The 15,720-nt window shown below is 64.9% G+C and carries 14 protein-coding genes; 8 read left to right on the top strand and 6 right to left on the bottom strand.

From position 1 onward, the window contains the following. Nucleotides 1-4 precede the first annotated feature (4 nt). Both mnmA and AC56LY_RS18175 read right to left on the bottom strand, forming a co-directional pair. A complete protein-coding gene (gene mnmA, locus AC56LY_RS18180; RefSeq protein ID WP_258835920.1) occupies nucleotides 5-1,117 on the bottom strand; it encodes a tRNA 2-thiouridine(34) synthase MnmA in 1,113 nt (370 codons plus the stop codon). Between the two features lie 21 nt (nucleotides 1,118-1,138). Beyond that, nucleotides 1,139-1,621, bottom strand: a complete 483-nt coding sequence (locus AC56LY_RS18175; RefSeq protein ID WP_258835919.1) for an NUDIX hydrolase — start codon at nucleotides 1,619-1,621, stop codon at nucleotides 1,139-1,141. 248 nt (nucleotides 1,622-1,869) lie between these two features. Between AC56LY_RS18175 and AC56LY_RS18170 the strand changes: the two genes are divergently transcribed. The 5 genes from AC56LY_RS18170 (at nucleotide 1,870) to AC56LY_RS18150 (ending at nucleotide 6,327) form a co-directional block, all read left to right on the top strand. Beyond that, nucleotides 1,870-2,982 carry a Re/Si-specific NAD(P)(+) transhydrogenase subunit alpha gene (locus AC56LY_RS18170; protein ID WP_499581786.1) on the top strand — a complete coding sequence of 371 codons (1,113 nt, stop codon included), beginning with the start codon at nucleotides 1,870-1,872 and terminating at the stop codon, nucleotides 2,980-2,982. Between the two features lie 53 nt (nucleotides 2,983-3,035). After that, a complete protein-coding gene (locus tag AC56LY_RS18165) occupies nucleotides 3,036-3,356 on the top strand; it encodes an NAD(P) transhydrogenase subunit alpha part 2 (protein WP_332533242.1) in 321 nt (106 codons plus the stop codon). After that, nucleotides 3,353-4,810 carry an NAD(P)(+) transhydrogenase (Re/Si-specific) subunit beta gene (locus AC56LY_RS18160; protein ID WP_499581784.1) on the top strand — a complete coding sequence of 486 codons (1,458 nt, stop codon included), beginning with the start codon at nucleotides 3,353-3,355 and terminating at the stop codon, nucleotides 4,808-4,810. Before AC56LY_RS18165 ends, AC56LY_RS18160 begins: the two co-directional genes overlap by 4 nt. A gap of 132 nt (nucleotides 4,811-4,942) precedes the next feature. Then, complete coding sequence (locus tag AC56LY_RS18155; RefSeq protein WP_499581782.1) at nucleotides 4,943-5,548, top strand: TetR/AcrR family transcriptional regulator; 606 nt, start codon at nucleotides 4,943-4,945, stop codon at nucleotides 5,546-5,548. Nucleotides 5,549-5,640: 92 nt separating this feature from the next. Next, nucleotides 5,641-6,327, top strand: a complete 687-nt coding sequence (locus tag AC56LY_RS18150) for a type 1 glutamine amidotransferase domain-containing protein (RefSeq protein ID WP_499581780.1) — start codon at nucleotides 5,641-5,643, stop codon at nucleotides 6,325-6,327. A 112-nt stretch (nucleotides 6,328-6,439) separates the two neighbouring features. Here AC56LY_RS18150 and AC56LY_RS18145 read toward each other — a convergent pair whose 3' ends face one another. From AC56LY_RS18145 to AC56LY_RS18130, 4 genes are read right to left on the bottom strand one after another with little or no spacing between them, the layout of a single operon-like run. After that, nucleotides 6,440-7,588, bottom strand: a complete 1,149-nt coding sequence (locus AC56LY_RS18145) for an FAD-dependent monooxygenase (RefSeq protein ID WP_499581778.1) — start codon at nucleotides 7,586-7,588, stop codon at nucleotides 6,440-6,442. Beyond that, a complete protein-coding gene (pepP, locus tag AC56LY_RS18140) occupies nucleotides 7,585-8,931 on the bottom strand; it encodes a Xaa-Pro aminopeptidase (RefSeq protein WP_499581776.1) in 1,347 nt (448 codons plus the stop codon). Before pepP ends, AC56LY_RS18145 begins: the two co-directional genes overlap by 4 nt. Then, complete coding sequence (murU, locus tag AC56LY_RS18135; RefSeq protein ID WP_482896468.1) at nucleotides 8,928-9,650, bottom strand: N-acetylmuramate alpha-1-phosphate uridylyltransferase MurU; 723 nt, start codon at nucleotides 9,648-9,650, stop codon at nucleotides 8,928-8,930. The genes pepP and murU overlap by 4 nt, the downstream gene beginning before the upstream one ends. A 10-nt stretch (nucleotides 9,651-9,660) precedes the next feature. Then, a complete protein-coding gene (locus tag AC56LY_RS18130) occupies nucleotides 9,661-10,725 on the bottom strand; it encodes an aminoglycoside phosphotransferase family protein (RefSeq protein ID WP_499581773.1) in 1,065 nt (354 codons plus the stop codon). A gap of 170 nt (nucleotides 10,726-10,895) precedes the next feature. On the opposite strand from AC56LY_RS18130, the gene AC56LY_RS18125 reads away from it, so the two are divergent. The 3 genes from AC56LY_RS18125 to pdxA all read left to right on the top strand — a co-directional run bounded on the left by AC56LY_RS18125 (nucleotide 10,896) and on the right by pdxA (nucleotide 15,710). After that, a complete protein-coding gene (locus AC56LY_RS18125) occupies nucleotides 10,896-13,115 on the top strand; it encodes an LPS-assembly protein LptD (RefSeq protein ID WP_499581771.1) in 2,220 nt (739 codons plus the stop codon). Between the two features lie 75 nt (nucleotides 13,116-13,190). After that, complete coding sequence (locus tag AC56LY_RS18120; RefSeq protein ID WP_499581769.1) at nucleotides 13,191-14,618, top strand: peptidylprolyl isomerase; 1,428 nt, start codon at nucleotides 13,191-13,193, stop codon at nucleotides 14,616-14,618. A 3-nt stretch (nucleotides 14,619-14,621) separates the two neighbouring features. Next, complete coding sequence (pdxA, locus tag AC56LY_RS18115) at nucleotides 14,622-15,710, top strand: 4-hydroxythreonine-4-phosphate dehydrogenase PdxA (protein WP_499581767.1); 1,089 nt, start codon at nucleotides 14,622-14,624, stop codon at nucleotides 15,708-15,710. Nucleotides 15,711-15,720 lie beyond the last annotated feature (10 nt).

Raw genomic sequence — 15,720 nt, 5'->3', positions numbered from 1 at the left:
GTCGTCAGGCGGCGCTTGAGCGCACGTCGATGATACCGCCGCCCAGGCACACGTCGCCGTCGTACAGCACGGCCGACTGGCCCGGCGTAACCGCCCATTGGGCTTCATCGAAATCGAGCGCGAAGCGCGCGTCGCCATCGGCCAGCACGCGGCAGGCCATGTCGGCCTGGCGGTAGCGTGTCTTGGCCGACAATGCGCCGGCCGCCGGTGCGTGGCCGGCGATCCAGCTGGCCTGACCCGCTTCGAGGCGGTCCGACAGCAGCCATGGATGGTCGTGGCCCTGCACGATGTAGAGCGTGTTGGCCTCGATGTCCTTGCGCGCCACGAACCATGGCTCGCTGATGCCGTCAGCGGTCTTGCGTGACTTCAGGCCCCCGATGCCGATGCCCTTGCGCTGGCCCAGCGTGTAGAACGACAGGCCGACGTGCTCGCCCACCTGCGTGCCGTCGTCGAGCCGGATCGGGCCCGGCTTGTAGGCCAGGTAGCGGTTCAAGAAGTCGCGGAACGGCCGCTCGCCGATGAAGCAGATGCCGGTCGAATCCTTCTTGGCCGCGTTGGGCAGCTGGAGTTTTTCGGCGATCTTGCGCACCTCGGTTTTCGGGATTTCACCCAGCGGGAACAGCGACTTGGACAACTGCGCCTGGCTCAGGCGATGCAGGAAATAACTCTGGTCCTTGGTGGCGTCGAAGGCCTTGAGCAGCTCGAAGCTGCCGCTGGCCGTGTTCTCGCGCACGCGCGCATAGTGGCCGGTGGCGATCAGGTCGGCGCCCAGCTTCATCGCATGATCGAGAAAGGCCTTGAACTTGATTTCGGCGTTGCACAGCACGTCCGGGTTCGGGGTGCGGCCGGCCTGGTATTCGCGCAGGAATTCGGCGAACACGCGGTCCTTGTATTCGGCGGCGAAGTTGACTGCCTCGATGTCCACGCCCACCACGTCGGCCACGCTGGCCGCGTCGATCCAGTCCTGGCGCGTCGAGCAGTATTCGGAATCGTCGTCGTCTTCCCAGTTTTTCATGAACAGGCCGACCACGTCGTAGCCTTGTTCCTTGAGCATCCAGGCCGCGACCGAGGAGTCGACTCCGCCCGACATCCCGATCACGACTTTTTTCTTGCGCATGTTACGTCCGTAGTGAATTCTTCAGATCCCGCCTTCGAAGACCGAAGGGTGGGTGTGCAGCAGCGAGAGCGGCGTGCTCTGGCCGGCCAGGTAGTCGTCCACGCAGCGCAGCACGATCGGACTGCGGTGGCGGTCGACGGTGGCGGCGATTTCGTCGCGCGTCATCCACATGGTGCGCAGGATGCCTTCGTCGAGCGGCTGGTCGAACTGGCGCCCGACACTGCCGGCAAAGGTAAAGCGCAGGTAGGTGACGTCGGCATTGCGCGACTTCGAGTGGTAGCGCGACATGTACATGCCCACCAGCGAGCGCGGGATGAACTCGTGCGCCGTTTCTTCGAGCGCTTCGCGCACCACCGCCTGTTCCAGCGATTCGTGCGGGTCGAGATGGCCGGCGGGCTGGTTCAGCTTGATACCTTCGCTCGTCTCTTCTTCGATCAGCAGGAACCGGCCCTCGTGCTCGATGATCGCTGCCACGGTAACCGATGGTTTGAAGATATCGCTCATGCCTGTCCTTGAAAATGAGCCGGTATTCTACCTTGACAAGGCCCGTGTTTGCTCAGCCGGTCGCTTCCTGCAACGTTGGCATGTGGTTAATCGGGCTTGATCTGTCGCAAAAACAACCATCATGGCCCGGTGCGCCCTGCACCGCGTCTACCAGGGATCAAATCGGCCACGCAAATTTAATATTTGAACAATCACTGTAAAGACGTGATAGATTTGCTGGCGCGGCAGTTCAACGAATGGAGGGATCCATGAGAATTGGTATTCCGGCCGAAACCCGGCCGGGCGAGACCCGTGTTGCAGCTACCCCCGAGACCGTGAAAAAGCTGGCCGCGCGCCACGAGGTCGTGGTGCAGGCCGGCGCCGGCCTGCATGCGGCGGCGCCAGACGCCGCGTTCGAAGCCGCCGGCGCCGTCATCATCGATGCTTCTGGCGCGTTCGGCGCCGACCTGGTGCTCAAGGTGCGCAGTCCCGCCGCCGGCGAGCTGGCCATGATGCGCCGCGACGCGGTGCTGGTCGGGATGCTCGATCCCTTCGATGGTGAGAATCTCGCCGCGCTGGCCACGGCCGGCATCACCGCCTTTGCCCTGGAAGCCGCGCCGCGCATCACGCGCGCACAATCGCTCGACGTACTGTCGTCGCAGGCGAACATCGCCGGCTACAAGGCCATCCTGCTGGCCGCGAATACCTACGGGCGCTTCATGCCGATGCTGATGACGGCCGCCGGCACCGTCAAGGCCGCGCGCGTGCTGATCATGGGCGTCGGCGTGGCCGGCCTGCAGGCGATTGCCACCGCCAAGCGGCTGGGCGCCGTGATCGAAGCGTCCGACGTGCGCCCGCCGGTAAAAGAGCAGGTGGAGTCACTTGGCGCGAAATTCATCGACGTGCCGTATGAAACCGACGAAGAGCGCGAGATCGCAGCCGGCAGCGGCGGCTATGCGCGCGCGATGCCGGCCGACTGGATGCGGCGCCAGGCGCAGCTTGTGCACGAACGCGCGAAGCTGGCCGACATCATCATTACCACGGCCCTGATTCCGGGCCGGCGCGCGCCCGTGCTGATAGGAGAAGACACGGTGCGCGCCATGAAGCCGGGGTCCGTGATCGTCGACATGGCCGTGGCACAGGGCGGCAACTGCGTCCTGAGCGAGATCGGCGCCACCGTCCTGAAACACGGCGTGCACATCATCGGCGAGCCTGACCTGGCCACGCTGGTGCCGGCCGATGCGTCGGCCCTGTACGCGCGCAATGTGCTCGATTTTCTCAAGCTGGTGATCGACGCCGACGACGGGTTCCATATCGACCGCGACGACGAGATCGTGCGCGCGACCCTGATGTGCAGCGCCGGAGAGCTGCTGCGCAAATAAGACGTTGGCAAACAAGACGTTGGCATCGTTGACAAGAACGGACTGGAGACACCATGGACATCAGCCACACCGTCATCAACCTGATCATCTTCGTGCTGGCGATCTACGTCGGCTACCACGTGGTCTGGACCGTTACCCCGGCGCTGCATACGCCCCTGATGGCGGTCACCAATGCCATCTCGGCGATCGTCATCGTCGGCGCCATGCTGGCCGCGGGCCTGACCGAAGGCTTGACGGGGCGCGTGGCCGGCACGCTGGCCGTGGCCCTGGCGGCCGTGAACGTGTTCGGTGGCTTCCTGGTCACGCAGCGCATGCTGGAGATGTTCCGCAAGAAGGCGCCCAAGGCCGCGCCGAAGCAGGAGGACGCGGCATGAACGCCATCAGCATGAATCTGGTCACGCTGTTCTATCTGGTGGCCTCGGTGTGCTTCATCCAGGCGCTCAAGGGCTTGTCGTCGCCATCGACGGCGCGCCTGGGCAATGCGTTCGGGATGGCCGGCATGGCGATTGCGGTGCTGACCACCATTGCGCTGATGCTCAAGCTGCAGGAGCGGCTGCAGCAGGGCGGGGGACTGGGATTCGGCCTGGTGCTGCTGGGCGTGGTTGTGGGCGGCGCCATCGGCGCGACCGCCGCGAAAAAAGTCGAGATGACCAAGATGCCGGAACTGGTCGCGGCGATGCACTCGCTGATCGGGCTGGCCGCCGTCTGCATCGCGATCGCGGCGGTGGCCGAGCCGTGGGCCTTCAACATCACGACCCGCGGCGAACCGCTGCCGTTCGGGAACCGGCTCGAACTGTTCATCGGCACGTTCGTCGGCGCGGTGACGTTTTCGGGCTCGGTCATCGCCTTCGGCAAGCTGTCGGGCAAGTACAAGTTCCGCCTGTTCCAGGGCGCGCCGGTGCGTTTTGCGGGCCAGCACATCCTGAATCTGTTCGTCGCCATCGCGATTGTCGCGCTGGGGCTGGTCTTCTGCTTCGCCGACGGCCTTGAACCCGCATGGGGCGCGTTCATCGTGATGGCGGCGCTGGCGTTCGTGCTGGGCGTGTTGATCATCATCCCGATCGGTGGGGCCGACATGCCGGTGGTGGTCTCGATGCTCAACTCGTACTCGGGCTGGGCGGCGGCGGGCATCGGCTTTTCGCTGAACAACGCGATGCTGATCATCGCCGGCTCGCTGGTGGGCTCCAGCGGCGCGATCCTGTCGTACATCATGTGCAAGGCGATGAACCGCTCGTTCTTCAATGTGCTCTTGGGCGGCTTTGGCGGCGAGGCGGTGACCGATGCCGGTGGGGAGAAGGAGCAGCGGCCCGTCAAATCCGGCTCGGCCGAAGACGCCGCGTTCATCCTGCAGAATGCCGAGTCGGTGATCATCGTCCCCGGCTACGGCCTGGCCGTGGCGCGCGCGCAGCACACGGTCAAGGAACTGGTCGACAAGCTGACCGCGCACGGCGTGACGGTGCGCTACGCGATCCACCCGGTGGCCGGGCGTATGCCGGGCCACATGAACGTGCTGCTGGCGGAAGCCGAAGTACCGTACGACCAGGTGGCCGAGATGGAAGACATCAACGGCGAATTCGGCCAGACCGATGTGGTGCTGGTCCTGGGCGCCAACGACGTGGTGAACCCGGCTGCGAAAGACCCGAAGTCGGCCATTGCCGGCATGCCGATCCTGGAGGCCTACCGGGCCAAAAGCATCATCGTCAACAAACGCTCGATGGCCTCCGGCTACGCGGGCCTGGACAACGACCTGTTTTACCAGCCCAACACGATGATGGTCTTCGGCGACGCCAAAAAAGTCATCGAAGCGATGGTCAAAGCCGTCGACTAAGCAATAGCCCAACAATTAGGGTCAGAGTCGAATTATTGGCTAATAGCCTTTTGGAATCTTGGTCAGCCAGTCTCGCTGTCCGCTTGAGCACTGTTCTAGACGACTGGTCTAATTTTGCTGTATAGTAGGTCCATGGCAAAAGCATTGACCTCTGAATCGTCCGGCGTTCGCGACACTATCCTCGATGTTGGGCAGCGCATCATGGCTGGCAAAGGGTTCTCGGCGGTAGGTCTGAACGAGATCCTGGTCTCGGCCGGCGTGCCGAAGGGATCGTTCTACCATTACTTCGGCTCGAAAGATGCGTTCGGCGAAGCGCTGCTGGCCAGGTATTTCGAGGCCTATCTGGCAGAGATGGACGTCACGCTGCGCAATCCGGATGCGACGATGGCCAGCAAACTGCTGACCTACTTTGGGCAATGGCGCACGAACCAGTCGTTTGATGATTGCCAGGGCAAGTGCCTGGCCGTCAAGCTGGGCGCGGAAGTGGTCGATTTGTCTGAGCCGATGCGCCTGACGCTCAAGCAAGGTACTGCTGGCATTGTCGCCCGTCTGGCCGAGGCCATCGAAGGCGGTATCGCCGACGGTTCGCTGAAGGTGGAGGGCGAGGCCGGGCAGGTGGCGCAGAGCCTGTACCAGCTCTGGCTCGGCGCCAGCCTCATGGCCAAGATCGCGCGCGACGCGGTGGCATTCGATGCGGCGCTGATGACCACGCAGGATATGTTGCAACTGGCTCGATAAAAAAGGCGATAACAAACGCTTCTCGTGAAGCGTTTTTTTGACACACAATCTAGACGACTGGTCTATTAACATCAACAACAAGGAGCCACACCATGAACATCCTGATCGTACTTACCTCCCATGACACCCTGGGCAACACCGGCCGCAAGACCGGCTTCTGGCTCGAAGAGCTGGCCGCGCCGTACTACGCGCTGAAGGAAGCCGGCGCCAACATCGTGCTGGCCTCGCCTGCCGGTGGCCAGCCGCCGCTCGACCCGAAGAGTGATGATGCATCGGCCCAGACCGATGACACCCGCCGCTTCAAGGCCGATGCCGCTGCGAACGCGCAACTGGCCGCGACCGTGCGTCTCGATACCGTCTCGCAGGGTGACTTCGATGCCGTGTTCTACCCGGGCGGTCATGGCCCGCTGTGGGACCTGGCCGAAGACCGCAACTCGATCGCGCTGATCGAGTCGTTCATCGCTGCGAACAAGCCGGTGGCGCTGGTGTGCCACGCACCGGGCGTGCTGCGCCACGTGAAGAATGCCGACGGCACGCCACTCGTGCAGGGCAAGCGCGTCACGGGCTTCACCAATACCGAAGAAGCGGCAGTCGAATTGACGGATATTGTGCCATTCCTGGTGGAAGACGAGCTAAAGGCAAAAGGCGGCAACTATTCGCGCACCGATGACTGGGGTTCGTATGTGGTCACCGATGGCTTGCTGATCACCGGTCAGAATCCGGGTTCGTCGGCGGCCACGGCTACCAAGCTGCTGGAAGCGCTGTCCCGCGCTGCCTGACAGGGCGCGGCGGCCGCCAATACATCGCCGTTGGCAATGTATTGGCGGCCATTTAACAAAACGTTGTCAAACAATTCGACTCTGACCCCAATTGTTGGGTAATTGCTCCGGGTTAGCGGCGGCCGAACATCATCAGGTCGGCCAGCAGCGTGCGGGCGGGGCGGGTCAGGTCGAGGGCGGCCAGGCCCAGGCCGAGCAGCGGTTGCAGCGGGCCGGGGATCGTGAAGGCGCGCGCCATCGTGTCGGTCAGGCCGATGGTCGTGCGGCGGTCGCCTGCGCGGTCTTCTGTGAAGCGGGCGATGGCTTCGGCGTCCGTTCCGCGCGCCAGCTGGCGTGCCAGCACGGCGGCGTCGCGCAGGCCCAGGTTCAGGCCCTGGCCGGCCACCGGGTGCAGCGTTTGCGCGGCATTGCCGATGGCGACCGTGCGCGCCGTGGCACGTGCTTCGGCGTTCAGGCCGAGCGGGAACGCGCTGCGCGGCGATACCTTTGTAAAAGCGCCCAGGCGGGCGCCGAAGGCCTCGCCCAGCTGCGTCAGGAAGCGTGCGTCATCCAGCGCCAGGATTGCTTGCGCTCGCTCCGGGCGCATGCACCAGACCAGCGCGTACTGGTGGCCATCGGCGCCGTCTTCGGGCAGCAGTGCCAGCGGGCCTTCGTCGGTGAAGCGTTCGAACGCGCGGTGCGCGATTGGCAGCGCGGTCGTCACGCGCGCGATGACGGCGCTCTGTTCGTAATCGCGGCTGCGGGCGCGCTGGTCCTGCGCGCCAAACAGGCCGCCTTCGGCCTGCACCGCCACCCGTGCACGCACCGTGCTGCCATCGTCCAGGTGCAACAGCGCCGCATCCGGCTGTTCATCGAGCGACGTTACGCGCGCCGGGCGCAGCGTCAATACGCCGGCCTGCTCGCCCACCTTTGCCAGCGCATCGACGACGGCGCCATAGCGCGTCACATAGCCCAGCGCCGGCACGTCGTGGTCTTCGCGCTGCATCAGGCTGCGGCCCAGCTGGCCGCGGCGCGAGACGTGGATCTCGTGGATCGGCGTGGCGGCCAGCGGCCACGCGCCCACCTCTTGCAGCAGTTGCGCGCTGCCCCACGACAGCGCGATCGAGCGCGGATCCGAAATCGCCTGGCCCAGCGACTTGCCGTCGATGAGCGCGATGCGCGCCCCGGCAATGCCGCGCCGGACCAGGAAAGCCGCCAGCGCCAGGCCCACCGGCCCCGCGCCGCAGATCGCCACATCGACGTCGTAAGTTTGGTTCGTCATCGTGCTGCCTTCATCCATGCTTCAATCTCCGCCACGTCTTTCGGTACGCCGTCCGTCAGGATGCGCGCGCCCGTCCCGGTGACGACGACATCGTCCTCGATCCGGATGCCGATATTCCAGTATTGTTCGGGCACGCCGTCGGCCGGCCGCACATAGATGCCCGGCTCCACCGTCAGCGCCATGCCCGGCTGCAGCGCGCGCGATGGTTTCTCGGGCAGCGCCAGATCGCGGTACACGCCCACATCGTGCACGTCCATCCCCAGCCAGTGGCCGGTGCCGTGCATGTAGAACTGGGCGAATGCGCGTGTGTCGATCGCGTCATCGACCGAGCCGACCTTGCGTTGATCGAGCAGGCCCAGGTCCAGCATGCCTTCGGTCAGCACCCGCACTGCCGCCTCGTGGATGCCGCTGTACGGTTGCCCGGGCCGGACGGCCGCCAGCGCCGCCGCCTGGGCGCGCAGCACCAGTTCGTACAGCGTGCGCTGCGGCGCCGTGAAGCGGCCGTTGGCCGGATAGGTGCGCGTGATGTCGCCCGCGTAGCCATCGACTTCGCAGCCGGCGTCGATCAGTACCAGCTCGCCATCCAGAATACGGCGGCCGTTGGCAATATAGTGCAGCACGCAGGCATTCGGGCCCGATGCGACAATCGACGAATACGCCGGCGCCTGCGCCCCGTTGCGGCGGAACTCGTGCAGCAGTTCGGCCTCGATCTCGTACTCGATCATGTCGGGTCGCGTAGCGCGCATCGCGCGCGCATGCGCCCCAGCCGAGATGGCGCCGGCGCGCGCCATCAGGTCCACTTCGTGCGCGTCCTTCAACAGCCGCATCTCGTCCAGCAGCACCAGCAAGTTGTGCGTCGTCGCCGGCGCTGTTACGCCCGTGCGGCCCAGCGCGCGCACGCCCTTCAGCCAACCGGTGATCTGCGCATCGAGCGCTGCGCTGTGGCCCGGCGCGTAGTACAGCGCCGGTGCATTCGACAGCATGCCCACCATGCGGTGATCGAGTTCGTCGACCGGATACGCCTCGTCGAACCCGAACGCCGTGCGCGCCGCATCGGGCCCGTAGCGAAAGCCATCCCAGATTTCATGGTCAGGGTCTTTCGCGCGGCAGAACAGGATCGCGCGGGCAGCGCGCGCATCGAGCGCTGCCACCAGCACGATGAAGCTGTCAGGCTCGGCGAAGCCGCTCAGGTAATAAAAGTAGCTGTCGTGCCGGTATGGATACGGGCTGTCGCCATTGCGCATCACCTCGGGCGCCGTGCCCAGCACCGCAACCGCGCCCGGCGGCATCTGCGCCAGCACGCGTGCGCGCCGATCCGCATGCACGGCGCCGGCCGAGATCATGGCGCCGACTTGGCCGGCCGCAGCGGCGCGTTCAATTCTTCGAGCTGGCCGACGGTGCCGACATTGACCCACTGGCCGTGATACACCTCGCCACCGATGCGACCCTGCTCGATGTACTGGCGCATCAGGGGGCCGAACTTGACGAATTCGCCCGCGCGGATGCCGTCGAACATCTCGGGCCGGTAGACGCCGATGCCGGCGAAATTGAACTTGATGTCACCCTCGTTACGCAGCGTGTACATGTCGACTGCAAAGTCGCCCTCGGGGTTGTGCCAGGGGTTTGGCGTGAGCCACAGCCAGGCGATGTCGCGCTGGTCGACCGGGTAGACCTGGCCGACCGCATCCTTGTCCTTGAGCGCATCGAGCGCCTCGGTAAAGTCGAAGTAGGGCGCATAGATGTCGCCCGACACGGCCAGGAAGGGTTCATCCCCCAGCAGGTGCAGCGCATTGGCCACGCCGCCGGCCGTCTCGAGCGGGCTCGGTTCGTGCGAGTAGACGATGCGCGCGCCGTAGCGGCTGCCGTCGCCCAGCTCGGCCTCGATCATGTGACCAAGGTGCGAGTGGTTGATGACGATGTCGACGATCCCGGCGCGCACCAGGTTCAGTACATGCCAGGTGATCAGGGGCCGGCCGCGCACCTTGAGCAGGGGCTTCGGGCAGGTGTCGGTCAGTGGCCGCATGCGCTCGCCGCGGCCGGCGGCAAAAATCATCGCTTTCATGATGGTTGCCTTAGAAGGTGTAGCCGAACTGTTGCGGCTTGTCGTCGACTGCGTCGAGCAGGCGCAGCAGCGGCTTGAGTTCGTTGTAGCGGTTGGCGGTCTTGCGCACGTAGTCGAGCACCGTCGGCAGGTCGCCCATGTAGTGGGCCTTGTTGTCGCGGTAGTTCAGGCGGCAGAAGATGCCGAGGATTTTCAGGTGGCGCTGCAGGGCCATGAATTCGAAGTCGCGGTAGAACGCGTCGATGTCGGGATTGACCGGCAGGCCGACGCTTTTGGCGCTTTGCCAGTAGCGCACCACCCAGTCGAGCACCATGTCTTCGTCCCACTGGATGTAGGCGTCGCGCAGGAGCGATGCCAGATCGTACGTGACCGGGCCATACACGGCATCCTGGAAGTCGATCACGCCCGGGTTGTGCTGGTCGAGGAACATCAGGTTGCGCGAGTGGAAATCGCGGTGCATGAACACCTGCTGCTGCGCCAGCACGTTGGCGGTAATCGCTTCGAATACCTTGTCGAGCTGCGCCTGCTGTTTGTCGTCGAGCGTCACGCCCAGGTGTTTGCCCAGGTACCACTCGGGGAAGATGCCCAGTTCGCGCATTACAAAGGCGCGGTCGAACTCGGGCAGCACGTCCGGCTGGCTGGCCATCTGGAACTTGAGCAGCGCGTCGACGGCGTCCGAATACATGAAGGCAGCGTTGTCAATCGACAGGCGCGACAGGTAAGTGGTGTTGCCCAGGTCGGACAGCAGCAGGAAACCCTGTTCGATGTTGCGCGCGGCGATGGCCGGCACGCTCACGCCAGCTTCCAGCAGCAAGCCCTGTACATGGACGAAGGCCGGCACGTTCTCGCGCTCGGGTGGAGCGTCCATCGCGACCAGCGTCGCGCCCAGCCTGGCCTGCATGTCGGCGACGACGTCGTAGCGGAAGTAGCGCCGGAAACTGGCGTCAACGGAGGCGCGGCGGCCCGATGCGACGTCGACCAGGCCGGTCGTGGCCAGCCATGCGTTCAGTTGCGACAGCCGGGTATCGGGCACTGCGTCGGCGGAGGCGGGAAGGTTTTGAGACAAAGATGACATGAAGCAGCCTGATGAATCCGGTTGGTTGAACTAATTCCCCTATAATAAGGGATTCATCCCAAAAAAACCGCCCTTTATGGCGCACGTCGATTCTCCATGAGCTGCGATTTTCCATGAGCTGGTCCTCGGCCCAACCATTCCCACCACGACACGTGCTCGCACTGTATGCAATGGCTTCGGTCACTGCGATGCCTGCGTTCGCCCAGACGCCCGCCACCGTCAACGTCACCGCCCCCGCACCAACGGTCCAGGCCGAAGACGAACTTCCCGTCACCGTCAAGGCCGAGGATATCGCCGGCCGGCCCGACCGCCGGCTCGATCTCTCCCGTAACGTCGAGATCACGCGTGGCCAGACCGGCATGACCGCCGATACGGCCTGCTACCTGATCGTCGAAGACCAGGTCACGGCCTCCGGCAACGTCGACATGTGGCGCTTCGGCGATCGCTATAAAGGCGACGAGCTGCAGCTGAACCTTGAAACCGGCAAGGGCTACCTGCTCAACCCGACCTATTTCATGGCGGCGAACAATGGCCAGGGCCAGGCGAGCCGGATCGACTTTCTGGGTGAGCAGCAGGCCGTCGTACGCGACGGTACCTACAGCACCTGCGAAGGGCCAGACCCCGACTGGTATCTGAAGTCGAGCACGCTGCGCCTGGACAAGGGCCGCGACGTCGGCACCGCCGGCAAGACGGTCATCTACTTCAAGGATGTGCCGATCCTCGGCACGCCGGCAATGTCGTTCTCGCTGTCGGGCCAGCGCCGTTCGGGCTGGCTGCCGCCAACTGTCGGTTTCGGTTCGCAGGGCAAGGCCGAAGTCATGGTGCCGTACTACGTCAACATTGCGCCGAACCGCGACCTGACGCTGTACCCGCGCATGATGTTCGACCGCGGCTTCCAGCTCGGTGCGACCGGGCGCTATCTGGGCAGCACCTACAGTGGCGAGACCCACGTCGAAGTGCTGCCGGACGACCGCCAGACGGGCACCACGCGCTGGCGCGCCGACTCGCTGCACAACGGCGCGATCAAACCGAACTGGTCGTACGGCTGGAACCTGCATGGCGCATCGGACGATGAATACCCGTCCGACTTTTCGCGCACCGTCGCCGCCAGCGCCGAGCGCCAGCTCCTGCGCGAACTGCGCACCGATTACTCGGGCCAGTACTGGAGCCTGTCCGCGCGCGCCCAGAATTACCAGGTGCTGCAAGACCCGGCGGCCGCCACCAATCCCAGCCTGACGGTGCCGCGGCCATACGACCGCCTGCCGCAGATTAACTTCCGCTCCGCGCGCTACGATGTGGCAGGCTTCGACTGGGCGGTGGACGCCGAGGCGACCCGTTTTGCGCACCCCACCGCCGTGGGCGGTTCGCGCGCCGTGGTCCAGGGCCAGGTCAGCTACCCGATCGTGCGCCCGGGCTGGTTCGTCACGCCCAAGCTGATGTATAACGCGGCCCAGTACGATCTCGACGACCACGAGATGCGCCCGGGCAAGCCGACCAAGCTAACGCGCACGATTCCGACGGTGTCGTTCGACAGCGGCATGGTGTTCGAGCGCGATGCTTCGCTGTTCGGCAAGTCCACCACACAGACGCTCGAGCCGCGCCTGTTCTATGTGTACACGCCGTACGAGAACCAGGACGATGTCCCGCTGTTCGACACGGGCCGCTCGGGCTTCAATTACGCCCAGCTGTTTTCCGAGAACCGCTACGTCGGCCTGGACCGCGTGTCCGATGCCAACCAGCTGACTGCGGCGCTGGTCTCGCGCTTCATTCAGGAAGACGGCGCCGAACGCTTGCGCCTGGCCATCGGCCAGCGCCTGTACTTCGAAGAGCCGCGCGTGCGCATCGCGGGCGAAGCGGCGCAGCAAAGCCGGTACGATCTGCTGCTGGCCGCCGGCGGCACCATTTCCGAGTCCTGGACCTTCGATAGCGGCGTACAATACGATGCGGCCGGAAGTAGTCTGTACAGCTCGAACGTGAGCGTGCAGTGGCGTCCTGGGAAGATGAAGGCGGTCAATGCAGAGTATCGTTATCAGCGTGACAGCTTCCGCAATATCGACCTGTCGGCGCAGTATCCGATCTCGCGACGCTGGTATGGCGTGGGCCGGGTCAGCTATGCGCTGCGTTCGTATGGTGTGGGGCAGGCAGTCAATCCGTCCGCCGGCAGCAAGCTGATCGAGAGCCTGATCGGTCTCGAATACCAGGCCGATTGCTGGGTGTTCCGGATGGGTGCGCAGCGTTTCGTGACTGCCGCACAGACCACGTCGACGCCGATCTTCTTCCAGCTCGAGCTCAATGGCTTGTCGCGCCTGGGCCTGGGCAATCCGCTCGAGTCGTTCAACAAGAGCGTCCCGGGCTATACGCGACTGAATGCCGGCATTGGCCGCCCCTAAGTCAGAATTCAGACTCGGTGTCCATACTTCGTCGTCCAACCTGACGTGAACAATCCTCAAATGAGTGCTTTCCAGATGATGCGTACTACCCGTTTGCAGTCTCTCCAGTTGGCAGCCGCGCTGCTGTGCGCGATCAGCGCCGGTCAGGCGCTGGCCCAGGCCGCAGCACCTGCTGCCGGTACGCCGGCCGCCAAGACGCCGGCAGCGACCGCGCCAGCCGCCGCTACGCCGGCCGCCAGCTCGGGCTTCCTGCCACCTGCCTCGGCCAATGCCAAGGTGGTCGACTCGATCCAGGTTGTCGTCAACGATGAAGTCATCACGCGCAACGAAGTGGCCGGCCGCATGGTCCAGGTGACGGCAAACATGAAGGCGCGTAATGCCCAGATGCCTGACACCGCCACGATGGAACGCCAGGTGCTCGAGGCGATGATCGTCGAGCGCGCCCAGCTGCAGCTGGCCAAGGAGATGGGCGTCAAGGTCGACGACCGTACGCTGGACGCAACGATCGGCCGCATCGCCGAGAACCAGAAGCTGTCGGTGCAGGACATGCGCAACCAGATGGAAAAAGAAGGCATGCCCTTCTCGCGCTTCCGCGAAGACATCCGTAACGAAATCATGATGCAGCGCCTGCGCGAGCACGAAGTCGACAGCAAGGTGCAAGTCTCGGAAGCCGAGATCGACACCTATATGGCTGCCGCCAAGGCCGCCGCTGCCGACCGCATCGAAGTCAACATCGCCCAGATCCTGGTGCGTGTGCCCGAGAACGCATCGCCCGAGCAGATCGCTGCCCGCGCCGCGCGCGCCGAAGAAGTGATGCGCCAGCTGCGCACCGGCGCCGATTTCGCGCGCATGGCCTCGACCTATTCCGACGCCCCGGACGCGCTCAAGGGCGGCGACATCGGCTGGCGCGATGCCGATCGCCTGCCGCCGAATTTCTCGACCGAGCTGCGCAAGCTGGAAGCCGGCCAGGTCACGCCGATCCTGAAGACCAACGTCGGCTTTCACATCCTGAAACTGGCCGGCAAGCGTTCGCTGGCCAGCGAGGCCGACAAGGCTGTCGTCGAGCAGACCCGCGCGCGCCACATCCTGCTCAAGGTCACGCCGACCATGACCGAGGGTGAAGTCAAGCGCAAGCTGCTGGAAATCAAGGAGAAGATGGCCAACAATGCCGGCACCTTCGAAGAGCTGGCGCGCCAGTACTCGCAGGACGGTTCGGCCACCAAGGGCGGCGATCTGGGCTGGCTGTATCCGGGCGACACCGTGCCGGAATTCGAGACCGCGATGAATGCCCTCAAGCCGGGTGATACGTCCGACATCGTGCAGTCGCCGTTCGGCTTCCACCTGATCCAGGTCGTCGAGCGCAAGAGCGAAGACGTGACGCAGCAGAAAGAGCGCAACGTGGCACGCCAGGTCCTGCGCGACCGCAAAATGCAGGAAGCGATGGAAGACTGGATGCGCCAGGTGCGTGACCGCGCCTACGTCGAATTCCGCGAGGAGCAGTAAGCAATGGTCGCGCCGCAGGCGCCTGCGCGCCCGCTGGCGCACCAACGGCCCGCAGTTCGCCCAATTCTGGCGATCACGGTTGGCGAGCCAGCAGGCATCGGCCCCGAGATCGCGATCCGCGCCGCCTGGGCCCTGCGCGATGAGGCCAACTGCGTGCTGGTGGGCGACGCCGCCTTCCTGGCGCTCACGGCCAGCCTGATCGACCCTGACATCCGCCTGGCCGCCTTGTCGACCCAGGCGCTGCGCAACGGCGGCCTGCCGCACTTCGGCGCCGCGCGGCTGGCAGTCATCGACGTGCCGCTCGACGCCCACGTGGTGCCGGGCCGGCTCGATCCCGAGAACGGCCGCGCCGTGCTGGCCACGCTCGACCTGGCGATCGAAGGCTGCGAGCGGGGCTGGTTCGACGGCATCGTCACCGCGCCGCTGCAGAAAAGCACGATCAACGATGCCGGCGTTGCATTTTCCGGCCACACCGAATACCTGGCCGAGAAGACCGGCACGCCGAAAGTGGTGATGATGCTGGCGGGTGCACCAGGCGGCGATCAGCCGTACCTGCGCGTCGCGCTGGCCACCACCCATCTGCCGCTGAAGGATGTCCCGGGCGCGCTCACGCGCGAGAACCTGACCCAGGTACTCGATATCCTGCACGCCGATCTGACCACCAAGTTCGGCATCGCCGCGCCCGTCATCCTGGTTACCGGCCTGAACCCGCACGCGGGCGAGAACGGTTACCTGGGCCGCGAAGAAATCGACGTCATCACGCCGGTGCTCGAGGCTGCGCGTGCGCGCGGCATCGACGCGCGCGGCCCGTATCCGGCCGACACGCTGTTCCAGCCTAAGTACCTGAAAGACGCCGACTGTGTGCTGGCGATGTACCACGACCAGGGTCTGCCGGTGCTCAAGCATGCAACCTTCGGGCGCGGCATCAATGTCACGCTTGGCCTGCCGTTGATCCGCACCTCGGTCGACCATGGCACCGCACTCGACCTGGCCGCGCAGGGCCTCGGTCTGGCCGATTGCGGCAGCATGATCGAAGCGATCCGCGCCGCCATGCACATGGTGCTGGCGCAGCGCGCGGCCGGCATCAAATAATCAAGAAAGC

Source organism: Telluria sp. ZT3P25, from assembly GCF_059685895.1.
The sequence above is the reverse complement of the archived record's forward strand: the minus strand, read 5'-3'. Positions and strand labels throughout refer to the sequence as shown.

What these genes read in the sequence shown, in the direction of transcription:
- mnmA (WP_258835920.1), bottom strand. Translation starts at nt 1,117, where the DNA reads ATGCGCAAGAAAAAAGTCGTGATCGGGATGTCGGGCGGAGTCGACTCC.
- AC56LY_RS18175 (WP_258835919.1), bottom strand. Translation starts at nt 1,621, where the DNA reads ATGAGCGATATCTTCAAACCATCGGTTACCGTGGCAGCGATCATCGAG.
- AC56LY_RS18170 (WP_499581786.1), top strand. Translation starts at nt 1,870, where the DNA reads ATGAGAATTGGTATTCCGGCCGAAACCCGGCCGGGCGAGACCCGTGTT.
- AC56LY_RS18165 (WP_332533242.1), top strand. Translation starts at nt 3,036, where the DNA reads ATGGACATCAGCCACACCGTCATCAACCTGATCATCTTCGTGCTGGCG.
- AC56LY_RS18160 (WP_499581784.1), top strand. Translation starts at nt 3,353, where the DNA reads ATGAACGCCATCAGCATGAATCTGGTCACGCTGTTCTATCTGGTGGCC.
- AC56LY_RS18155 (WP_499581782.1), top strand. Translation starts at nt 4,943, where the DNA reads ATGGCAAAAGCATTGACCTCTGAATCGTCCGGCGTTCGCGACACTATC.
- AC56LY_RS18150 (WP_499581780.1), top strand. Translation starts at nt 5,641, where the DNA reads ATGAACATCCTGATCGTACTTACCTCCCATGACACCCTGGGCAACACC.
- AC56LY_RS18145 (WP_499581778.1), bottom strand. Translation starts at nt 7,588, where the DNA reads ATGACGAACCAAACTTACGACGTCGATGTGGCGATCTGCGGCGCGGGG.
- pepP (WP_499581776.1), bottom strand. Translation starts at nt 8,931, where the DNA reads ATGATCTCGGCCGGCGCCGTGCATGCGGATCGGCGCGCACGCGTGCTG.
- murU (WP_482896468.1), bottom strand. Translation starts at nt 9,650, where the DNA reads ATGAAAGCGATGATTTTTGCCGCCGGCCGCGGCGAGCGCATGCGGCCA.
- AC56LY_RS18130 (WP_499581773.1), bottom strand. Translation starts at nt 10,725, where the DNA reads ATGTCATCTTTGTCTCAAAACCTTCCCGCCTCCGCCGACGCAGTGCCC.
- AC56LY_RS18125 (WP_499581771.1), top strand. Translation starts at nt 10,896, where the DNA reads ATGGCTTCGGTCACTGCGATGCCTGCGTTCGCCCAGACGCCCGCCACC.
- AC56LY_RS18120 (WP_499581769.1), top strand. Translation starts at nt 13,191, where the DNA reads ATGATGCGTACTACCCGTTTGCAGTCTCTCCAGTTGGCAGCCGCGCTG.
- pdxA (WP_499581767.1), top strand. Translation starts at nt 14,622, where the DNA reads ATGGTCGCGCCGCAGGCGCCTGCGCGCCCGCTGGCGCACCAACGGCCC.